Genomic DNA, 10196 nt, shown 5'->3' on the forward strand with positions numbered 1-10196 from the left:
CCCATGCGCAAGACCTTCGCCCTGCTGCTTTCCTGCATGCTCGCCCTCGCCGCCCGTCCGGCGCTGGCGCAGATGCCCGCATTGCCGCCCGCGGACACTGTCCCGCCGGTGCGCGGCGAGGAGATCGTGCTGAGCAACGTGCCAGCCGGCGGCGAGACCTGGACCCGCGTGTTCGGGCAGGTCTGGGCGCGCAATGTCCAGCGCTCGACGCTCTACGTCATCCGCCCGATGAACGGCCGCGCCAATGGCAAGTCGGTGATCGTGGTGCCGGGCGGCGGCTACATGTTCGTCTCGATCGACAGCGAGGGCTTCCGCGTGGCGGACCGGCTCGCCGCACAGGGCTACACCGCTTTCGTGCTCAAGTACCGGGTGAACCCCACCCCGCCGACGCCTGAAGGCTTCATGGCCGATATGGCCGCGAAGTTCGGCCAGCTTGGCAAGGGCGAACTCCCGGACCTGCCGCCAGCGGTCGATGACCTTGCCGCTGCCATCAGTGTCGTCTCCTCGCGCGCGGCGGAGTGGAAGCTCGATCCCAAACAGATCGGCGTGATCGGCTTTTCCGCCGGCTCGCGCACGCTGATCCGCCTGATCGAGCAGAAGAGGGAAGCCGCGCTCCTCCACCACGTCGGCCTGATCTACCCGCCGATGACCCAGACCGTCACCGGCGGCCCCCGTCCGCCGCTGTTCCTGGCGATTGCCGCGGGCGATCCGCTGTTCAAGCAGGGCGGCCTCAAGCTGGTCGACAGCTGGCTCAAGGAAAGCACTGCACTCGAATTCCATCTCTATTACGGCGGCGAGCATGGCTTCGGCATGATGCCCAAGGGCACCACCAGCGACCGCTGGATCGACCAATACATCGATTGGCTGGCAGTCGAGTGAGCGGGCCATCTGCGCAGAACCCAACCCACAGGAAAGAAACGACCATGGAACCCGGACACCCCATCACCGCGATCACCAACGCCCTGATCGTGGGCGGCGGCATCGGCGGCATGGCGGCCGCCATCGATCTGGCGGCACGCGGCGTGGCGGTCACGCTGATCGATCTCGATCCCGAATGGCGCGTCTATGGCGCGGGCATCACCATTACCGGCCCCACCTTGCGCGCCTATCAGCGGCTCGGCATGGTCGAGGACATCGCGCGCGAGGGCGCCATCGTGGCAGGCTCCTCAATGTTCCTGTTCAACGGCATGCACCTGCGCGATCTCGATGAACCGCCGATCGAGGAAGGCCTCCCCGCGACCGGTGGCATCATGCGGCCGATCCTCCACCACCTCATGCAGCAGCGCATCGCCGCCGCCGGCATTCCGGTGCGCCTCGGTGTGACTGTGGACACCCTCGCCAACCGCGATGGCGGAGTCAACGTCACCTTCTCCGATGGCACCAGTGGCCGCTACGATCTCGTCATCGGTGCCGACAGCGTCCGCTCGCGCGTGCGTGATCTCGCCTTCCCGCACATGGGTGAGGCAGAGCGGACTGGCCAAGGCTGCTGGCGCGTTTCCATGAAGAAGCCGCCGACGCTGGAACGCGGCGAGATGTTCTTCGGCCACCGCTACATGGTCGGTATCACCCGTTGCGGCGAAGACCGCATCTACCTCTGGCTGCTCACCCCGCATGAGGACACCGGCGAGCGCCTCGAAGGCGAAGCCCTTGTTGCGCAGATGAAGGCCCATCTCGCCGATTTCGGCGGCAACGCCGGCTGGGTGCGCGATACGATGAGCGCCGAGGATTGGGTCAACTACCGCCCGCTCGCCGCAAAGATCCAGCCCCGCCCCTGGTCCAATGGCCGCATCGTGCTGATCGGCGATGCCGTCCACGCCACCACGCCGCACCTTGCCTCGGGCGCCGGCATCGCGGTCGAAAGCGCGCTGGTGCTGGGCGAGGAACTGGCTCGCGCGGACAGCGCCGAAGCCGCGTTGATGGCCTATGAGGAACGCCGCTACGAACGCTGCCGCGATGTTGTCGAGACCAGCGTCTCGATCGGCGCAGCGCAGCTGGCGGGCCGTCCGGGCGAGGAAATCGGCGGGATCATGGGCGCGGCGCTGCACCGCCTGGCGGGGCCGTTCTAAGGGGACGGCCGCGCTTTTCCGCTCTGGATTCCCGCCTGCGCGGGGATGACGAAGGGTTGGTGCAACTAACAAATTCAAACTTCGTCATCCCCGCGCAGGCGGGGATCCAGAGCTGTGTCGCGCCGCCCCGCGTCAGTTAGGCAGCACCCTCAATCCGCGTGGCGCAAATACGCCAGCGCCATCTTGGCGATCTCGTCCTTGATGAAGCCCCAGAGATAGGGATCGCTCGATTCCGGCGTCGAGCCCAGCCCGAACTGGCGCGCGATAGTGGCAAAGACGATCTGGAACACCGCCAGCGCCTTGGCCTCGGGATCGGCTGACTTGATTTCGTCGCGGAATGTCAGGATCGCCGCGATCGACATTTCGGATGAGCGCCGCGCCGTCTCCTTGCCGGGTTCGGACACCAGCGGATCGACTTCGGCACGCGCCATGATCGTGCGCAGCAGCGGCGCATTCTGCTCAAGGAATGCGCTGTAGCGCTTGATGTAGAGCGGAAGAAACGCGCCGAGGCTGTCGGTCTCGGCCAGCACCTCGTCGATCATCACCCGCTCCTTGGCGAGGATCGCGGTCAGTTCCTCCGCGATCACCGCGTGAAGCAGCCGGTCCTTGCTCTCGAAGCGCAGATAGATCGAGCCGATCGAGACCTGCCCGCGCTCGCTCACATCCTGCAGCGTGAAGCTGTCGCCCCCCGTCTCGATCATCAGCGCCTTGGTCGCCTCGAGCATGCGTTCGAACGAGGCAAGGCTGCGCCCCTGGCGCGGTTTGCGGCTGAGGGCCTGAAGCGCGAGCGCTTCGGTGTGTCGGGTAGCGGTTGACATCGGCTTGGTAGACCCTACTAAAACAGGAACGTCAATTCTAATTTGATTCGGCATCTGCGTACCAAAACGCGCGAGGACCGGGCCCACCGGACAAGCGTGAACTGCCGAAGGGGGAGAAAGTTCAGGCATGCGTTTCTCGGTGTTCCTCAACGCGCGCACGATGCGCCCCGAAGACGACCGGCAGCTGATGAAGGACCTCGAGAGCCACGCCCTGCGCGCCGGCGATCTCGGCTTCTCGGCCATCTTCATGCCCGATCACCACTTCAACGGTTACATGCCGGTGGCGAGCGACAGCTTCATCTTCGCCGCCTACCTTGCTGCCAAGATGCCGCAGATGCACTTCGGTTTCTCGGTCGTCTCGGTCCCCCTGCACCACCCCGTGCGCTTTGCCGAACGCATCAACATTCTCGATCAGCTCACGGACGGGAAGCTTCTCGTCGGCATCGGCAGCGGCACGACGCCGGAGGAAATGATCGGCTTCGGCGTGAGCTACAAGGACGCGGGCGCGATATCGGACCGCAATCTGGAACTTGCCGAAGCGCTCTGGGCCAAGGCGATAACCGATCCGGCGATCGAGATCGACAATGGCCCGCATCAGGGCCGCGTGCTCCAGCGCATCGCCCCTGCCCCCTACACGCCCGGCCACGCGCGGCTCATGCCGGTGGCGATGAAGGAAACCAGCGCCCGCCGCGCCGCCGTGCATGGCTGGCCCGCCTTCATTCCCGCTTTCACTCCGCCCAGGATCGGCGGCACCGAACCGTTCGTCCACGTGAAGAAGTTCTTCGACATCTATCACGGCTTGCTGACATCGGCCGGCCACTCGGACGAAGTGGTCGCCAGCGCGCTCGACTGGACGACGCACACCTACCAGTGCGTCCATGTGGCGGAGAGCGACGATCAGGCCCGCGAGGAACTCGAGGTCATCCTCAAGGCCTATCAGGCTGCCGTTGAGCGCGAGGCGGAGTTCAACGCGCGGGCGGAAAGCAGCGACGAGAACAGGAAGACCGATCGTACGCCCAATGCCCTCACCGAAGACTGGATCGGCACGTGGTGTCTCTATGGCTCGCCCGAGACGGTGATCGAGCACCTGCAGCCCTACAAGGAGCTCGGCATCGGCAATGTGCTGTGCGGGACGACCACCGGTCCGCTCACCGAGGAACGCCTGCGGCTGGGCAACCAGACGCTCGACCTGCTTGCGCGCAAGGTCATGCCGGCACTGGCCTGAAGGATGCGCTCCATAGCCCAACCATCAGCCTGATGAATGCTTATCGATGAAAACATACTATTTCACTTAATGGACCGGATCAGGCACCACACATCTCAATCCATATCCGGTTCGGACCGTTTCGGCTCAAGACACCGCGCCGGTCCGCTCGAATGTCCATCTGAATGCCAGAGCCCGCGTCGGGCCCTGGTCGAAACTCGCAAACCAGACACTCCAGCTCAAGCGGAGTGCATCAAGGGAGGGATCATGCGCACCACCATCCAGGGATTCTGTCTGCTCGCCGGCGCTGCGGTCATCGCCATGGCCGCGCCGGCCCACGCCCAGCAGGCCGCGCAGGCTGATGCTGACGATGCCGTCAAGGAAATCGTCGTCACCGCGCAGAACCGCACACAAAAGCTCAACGACGTTCCCATCGCGATCAACGTGATCTCGGGCGAGGACCTCAAGAAGGCCGGCTTCTCGACCCTCAACGACATCGACAAGATCGCCCCGGTCGTCCAGCTCAACCAGGATCAGGGCACGGTCAAGGTCACCGTCCGCGGCGTCGGCACCACCTCGAACGACGAAGCGCAGGACACCTCGGTCGTCATCAACATCGACGGCGAATACATCAACCGCCCCAACGTGATGTCGATCGCCCTGTTCGACATGGAGCGCGTCGAAGTGCTGCGCGGGCCGCAGGGCACGCTGTATGGCCGCAACTCGACCGGCGGCGCGATCAACTTCATCACCCGCAAGCCCGGCCGCAAATTCGGCGCCGATGGCACGATCAGCTACGGCAACTACAACGCCGTGCGCGCCGATGCCGGTGTCGATGTGCCGCTCGGCGATGTCGCGGCGGTGCGCGTCTCGGGCTTCTACGAAGACCGCGACGGCTACAACAAGCACCCCGCCGGCGGCGGCTTCTTCGTGTTCCCGGCCTATGCCGCAGGCCGTTCGGACGACAACAACGCCTATGGCGGCCGCATCTCGCTGCGCCTCGATCCGACCGACAAGCTTTCGGTCAATCTCGCCGCCGAATACTCGCAGCGCAAGTTCAGCCCGGGCATCTTTGCGGTGGCCGATCTCAACGGCGCGGGCAATGGCCCGACCGGCGGCGGCTGCAACAATGGCTTCACCCGCGTCGCCCCAGCCTACACGCAGGTCCTGTGCGTGCCCAACAACACCAACCTTCTCTCGAAGATCGACCGCAACGAATATGTCGCGCCGCTCTATGGCATCGGCCGGGTCAAGCAGGATAGCTGGGCCGTGCGCGGACGCATTGCCTATGAATTCAGCGAGGCGGCGACGCTGACCTATATCGGCGGCTACCGCAGCTTTTCCGGCGATCCCAAGAACCGCATTACCCTGCCAGTGATCTACCAGTCGTTCTCGTTCCTGGACGAGGCCGACACGCAGAGCCATGAACTGCGCCTCAATGGCAAGATCGGCGGCGTGATCTACCAGATCGGCGGATTCTACTTCAAGGAGCAGCTGGACCGCGAGAACGGCTTCTTCCTCGGCCCGATCGCGCCGCCGAACGGCACTTTCCTGTCCTACTTCGGCCGCAAGATCTCCAGCGACAGCAAGTCGCTGTTCGGTCAGGTCGAAGTGCCACTGGGCGACAAGCTGACTGCCGTCGGCGGCCTGCGCTACACCGACAACAAGCGCGATGCGACCTACGTGAACGGCACGCCGTTCGTGCGCTACAACACCACCGCACCCGTCCCCGGGCGCCCGGATTGCCCGACCGTTGGTTCGTGCGCCGTTGGCGGTCCCAACTTCGCGCTGCTCGGCGCGGGGCCTGGCCGTAAGGACCTCACTGCGATCAACGCGCAGATCCTGCCGCTCGGCAGCAAGGACAGCAAGGTCACCTGGCTCGCCGGGCTGAACTTCAAGCCCAATCCGGAAACACTGATCTACGTGAAGGCCTCGACCGGCTTCAAGGGCGGCGGCTTCGATGCTGTCGGCACCTACCGGCCCGAAACCAACACCGCTTTCGAAGGCGGCTGGAAGCAGACTTTCGGCGATCACCGCCAGCACCAGTTCAACCTCGGCGCGTTCTACTACGACTACAAGGACCTGCAGGTCTCCGTCCTGCTCGACACCACCGTCGGCGGGCAGACCTTCAATGCGGGCAAGGCAAAGATCTGGGGCCTGGAAGCCTCGGGCAGCATCCAGCTGGACGACAACACCAACTTCCACACCTCGATCAATTACCTCAATGCCGAGTACAAGGAGCTGTTTGCCCAGTTCAACGTGCTTGACCTGAGCGGCGCGGTCAACGGCATCGGCGATCTCGATCCGACAACGCCCGGCGTCCAGCAGCCGAATTTTGCCGGCAATCGTCCGCCGTTCTCGCCCAAGTTCATCATCACCGCCGGGATCGACCATACCTTCCAGCTGGGCGGCGCCGGCACCCTGACGGCACGGGCGGACACGACCTTCAAGTCGTCGTACTTCACCGACTTCTACAACTACCGCGACGGTACGCAGGAAGCTTTCACCCAGAGCGATCTCAGCCTCGAGTATCAGTCGGCGAACAAGATGTACTCGATCATCGGCTTCGTGAAGAACCTCGAGAACAACCGCCCGCTGACTTACGGCAGCTTCGTCTCAGCCGGTCCGGACGATGTGTTCAATTGGCAGTTCGGCGCCCCGCGCACGTACGGCATCCGCCTCGGCGTGAAGTTCTGAGCTGACTCGATGACCCAAGAGGGGGCGGTTGGCGACCGCCCCCGACAACCGGCAGCCAGCCGATCGAAAAGGGAGACCGGACATGCAACTGTCCGCCTGTATCGAATGGCAGTTTGCCGAAGGCAATGACACGCTCGCCGACCGGGTCCGCGCTGCAAAGGCAGCCGGGCTCGCAGCCTGCGAATTCCACCTCTGGCGCGACAAGGACATGGCAGGCCTCGCCGCCGCGCTCGCTGAAACCGGCGTCACGCTGACCGGCTTCTGCGTCGATCCGCGCCGCTCGATCGTCGATCCCGCGCAGCATGAGGAAATGCTGCAGGCCGTCGCCGATACGCTGGCCATCGCCAAGACCGTCGGCTCGCCGCCCCTCATCGTCGCCTCGGGCTTCACCCGCGAAGGCATCTCGGCAGAGGCGCACAAGGCCGAGGCCGTGAAGGTCCTGCGCCGCGCCGCGAGCCTTGCCGAAGCTGCCGAAGTCACCCTCGTGCTCGAACCGCTCAACGACCGCGTCGAGCATCCCGGCATGTACCTCGTCGACACGACCCTGGCGCTCGACATCATCGAAGCCGTCGGGTCCCCACGCCTCAAGCTGCTCTACGATGTCTATCACAGCCACGTGATGGGCGAGGACATGCGCGAAGTGCTCGCGGGCCGCATCCACCTTGTCGAGCACGTGCAGGTGGCCGACAGTCCGGGCCGCAACGAACCCGGCACCGGCACCATCGACTGGCCCGCTGCGATCCAGACCTTGCGCGATCTCGGCTATACCGGAGCGCTCGGCCTCGAGTACCGGCCGACGCTGGAAGCCACCGCCTCGCTGGCGGTCAGTCGTGCGGCTCTCGGTGTCTGAACGCCTCTCACTGGCCGAACGCGCCAGCTACGGTTTCGACGATTTCGGCTACAGCCTGGCCTACAACATGGCGGGCGCCTTCCTGCTTTATTACTACACCACCGTCGTCGGGCTCCCGGCGGCGGCGGTGGGGACGATCTTCCTCGTCGCGCGCCTGCTCGATGCGGTGATCGATCCGCTGGTCGGCATAGCGGTCGACAAGACGCGCAGCCGCTGGGGCCGCACTCGCCCGTACTTCCTATTCACGGCGGTGCCATACGTCGCCGTCTTCATCGCCACGTTCAATGTACCGAACTGGAGCCAGAGCGCGCAGCTCGCCTACGCCTTCCTCACGTTCAAGGCGCTCGGGATCATCATGAGCCTCGGCTCGATCCCCTATACCGCGCTGATGCCGATGATGACCGACGATCCGGCAGACCGCCTGCGCCTCGGCGGCTGGCGCTCGATCGGCACTTCGGTGGGTGTGATCCTCGGCACCGCCGCGACCATGCCACTGGTGGGCGCACTCGGCGGCGGGAGTGAAGCGCGCGGCTTCCTCGCCGTCACCCTGCTGTTCGGCGCATTCTCGCTCCTCGCGCTCGGCATGCTCTTCCGCAACTGCCGCGAACGCATTGCCGATGAAGCGCCGGCATCTGCGTTCCGCGTGCTCCCGGCGGTCAGCCAGATGCTGCGCAACCGCGCCTGGGCGGTCTGCTTCGGTTTCTGCCTGCTCTACTTCATCCGCTTCGGCGCCATGCTCGGGCTGACGATCTTCTACGCCAAGGACATCGTCCAGAAGCCCTGGCTGATCCCGGTGATGTTGCCGATGGTCTCGGGCGGCCTGCTCCTCGCCGCCTTCATCGCCCCGCCGATCCTTGCGCGGACCGGCATCCGCAAGGGCTGCATCGGCGCGATCGTACTTTCGCTCATGTGCTTCGCGGCGATGGCGGGGCTCGATCATGCAAGCGACTGGCAGATCGGCGGCCTCGCCGTGCCACCGCTGCTCCTGCCCTATTTCGCCTTCTCGATCATCACCTCGGTCACGATCACCGGCATCTTCTCGATGGCCGCCGCCACCGCCGACTACCATCAGGCGCTGTTCGGCGTGCGGCACGAAGGGCTGCTGTCCTCCGGCATCAGCACATCGACCAAGGTCGGCATGGCGCTCGGCAGCGCGCTCGGCGCCTTCGTCCTCGCCTGGGCCGGCTATGTGCCCGATGCGGTGAGCGAGACCGCGCGCGCCGAGATCCGCAGCGCCTACTTCCTCGTCGCGGGCGGATTGCTGGCGCTGCAGGCTGGCGCCGTGTGGTTCTGGCCGATGGACGGCCACTGGCGCGACCGACTGCGCACCGCGGCCCCTTGACTTCGCGCGGCAATTAATAGAATTATCATTCTAATATTTCCACCGGGACTCGCAGACAGCCACGCGGTCCCACTTCACAATCAAGGCGGCGCTTTGGCAGCCGCCTCAGGGGAGACTGCAAGTGCCGATCTCACGCGGCGTAAGCCTGTACAGCTTTCAGAACGAGACCTTCCAGGGCAAGATGACCCTTGAAGACTGCATCCGCACTTGCGCCGAAATGGGCGCGCGCGGGATCGAGGTTATCGGCGAGCAGTCCTTCTGGGGCTGGCCTGAACAGGACGTCGATCCGGCCGAGATCGAGCATTGGCACCACCTCATCGCCAAGTACGATTGCGTCCCCGTGAGCCACGACTTCATGCTCGACTACAAGCGCTACAAGGGCCGCGAAATGCCCTTCGACGAGCAGGTCGCGAGCGTGAAGAAGGACATCGATTTCGGCGCCCGCCTCGGCATGAAGTATATCCGCGCGCTCGTCTCGATCGCCCCCGAAGTGCTCGTCGCTGCAGCGCCACATGCCGAGGAAAAGGGCATCAAGATCCTCATCGAGGTCCACGCCCCGCTGCACTTCGATCACCCGTGGATCATCCGCCACGCCGAAGCCTTCGAAAAGTCGGGTTCCGACGCGCTGGGCTTCCTCCCCGACATGGGCATGTTCCTCCACGCCTTCCCGCCGGTGTGGAAGGAGAAGTTTCTCCGCATCGGCGTGCCGCAGAACATCGCCGACTATATCGAAAAGGCCTACGCCGACCGCGTCCTTTCCGAATATGTCATCCTCAATGTCCAGCAGATGGGCGGCACCGGCCCCGCCATCGCGATGGCCGAAACGCTGCGCCACAACGCCGCGTTCGAGCCCAAGCGCATGCTCGATTACATGCCGCGCATCCACAATATCCACGGCAAGTTCTACGAAATGACGGCGGATTATGTGGAGCCCTCGATCCCTTACGACGAGATCGTCGCGGTGCTCCAGCAAGGTGGCTACGACGGCTACATCTGCTCCGAATACGAAGGCAACCGCTGGATCGAGGACGCGATGGAACCCGACAGTGTCGAGCAGGTCCGCCGCCAGCAGGTCATGCTGGCACAGCTTCTCGGCGAGCCCGCCCCCCAGCTTCGCGCTGCCGCCTGATAGGAACCCGTGCCATGAGAACACCGGGAATAAAAGGGGCCACGGATCGGCCGGTAGCACCGGATTAAAAATGGGCCAGTCCTGCTAGAC

General features: G+C 64.7%; 8 protein-coding genes. 7 read left to right on the forward strand and 1 reads right to left on the reverse strand.

Annotated features, from left to right (window positions below; genetic code table 11):
• Nucleotides 1–3: 3 nt before the first annotated feature.
• Together K5Q19_RS01765 and K5Q19_RS01770 are read left to right on the forward strand one after the other, a co-directional pair.
• Nucleotides 4–879 carry an alpha/beta hydrolase gene (locus K5Q19_RS01765; RefSeq protein ID WP_292940369.1) on the forward strand — a complete coding sequence of 292 codons (876 nt, stop codon included), beginning with the start codon at nt 4–6 and terminating at the stop codon, nt 877–879.
• A 44-nt stretch (nt 880–923) separates the two neighbouring features.
• Nucleotides 924–2066: an FAD-dependent monooxygenase gene (locus K5Q19_RS01770; RefSeq protein WP_292940372.1), complete on the forward strand. Its 1143-nt coding sequence runs from the start codon at nt 924–926 to the stop codon at nt 2064–2066.
• A 149-nt stretch (nt 2067–2215) separates the two neighbouring features.
• Here K5Q19_RS01770 and K5Q19_RS01775 read toward each other — a convergent pair whose 3' ends face one another.
• On the reverse strand, nt 2216–2884 hold the full coding sequence (locus K5Q19_RS01775) for a TetR/AcrR family transcriptional regulator (RefSeq protein WP_292940375.1): 669 nt from the start codon (nt 2882–2884) through the stop codon (nt 2216–2218).
• Between the two features lie 127 nt (nt 2885–3011).
• On the opposite strand from K5Q19_RS01775, the gene K5Q19_RS01780 reads away from it, so the two are divergent.
• The 5 genes from K5Q19_RS01780 (at nt 3012) to K5Q19_RS01800 (ending at nt 10106) form a co-directional block, all read left to right on the forward strand.
• Complete coding sequence (locus K5Q19_RS01780) at nt 3012–4109, forward strand: LLM class flavin-dependent oxidoreductase (RefSeq protein WP_292940378.1); 1098 nt, start codon at nt 3012–3014, stop codon at nt 4107–4109.
• Between the two features lie 246 nt (nt 4110–4355).
• On the forward strand, nt 4356–6785 hold the full coding sequence (locus K5Q19_RS01785; RefSeq protein WP_292940381.1) for a TonB-dependent receptor: 2430 nt from the start codon (nt 4356–4358) through the stop codon (nt 6783–6785).
• A gap of 82 nt (nt 6786–6867) precedes the next feature.
• Complete coding sequence (locus tag K5Q19_RS01790; protein WP_292940384.1) at nt 6868–7635, forward strand: TIM barrel protein; 768 nt, start codon at nt 6868–6870, stop codon at nt 7633–7635.
• Nucleotides 7628–8977 (forward strand): glycoside-pentoside-hexuronide (GPH):cation symporter, encoded by a 1350-nt coding sequence (locus K5Q19_RS01795; RefSeq protein ID WP_292940387.1) that lies wholly within the window; start codon nt 7628–7630, stop codon nt 8975–8977. The genes K5Q19_RS01790 and K5Q19_RS01795 overlap by 8 nt, the downstream gene beginning before the upstream one ends.
• 181 nt (nt 8978–9158) lie before the next feature.
• Nucleotides 9159–10106, forward strand: a complete 948-nt coding sequence (locus K5Q19_RS01800) for a TIM barrel protein (RefSeq protein ID WP_365758052.1) — start codon at nt 9159–9161, stop codon at nt 10104–10106.
• Nucleotides 10107–10196 lie beyond the last annotated feature (90 nt).

This window comes from Novosphingobium sp. (genome assembly GCF_019748365.1).
In the GTDB taxonomy this organism is placed as follows: Bacteria; Pseudomonadota; Alphaproteobacteria; order Sphingomonadales; family Sphingomonadaceae; genus Novosphingobium.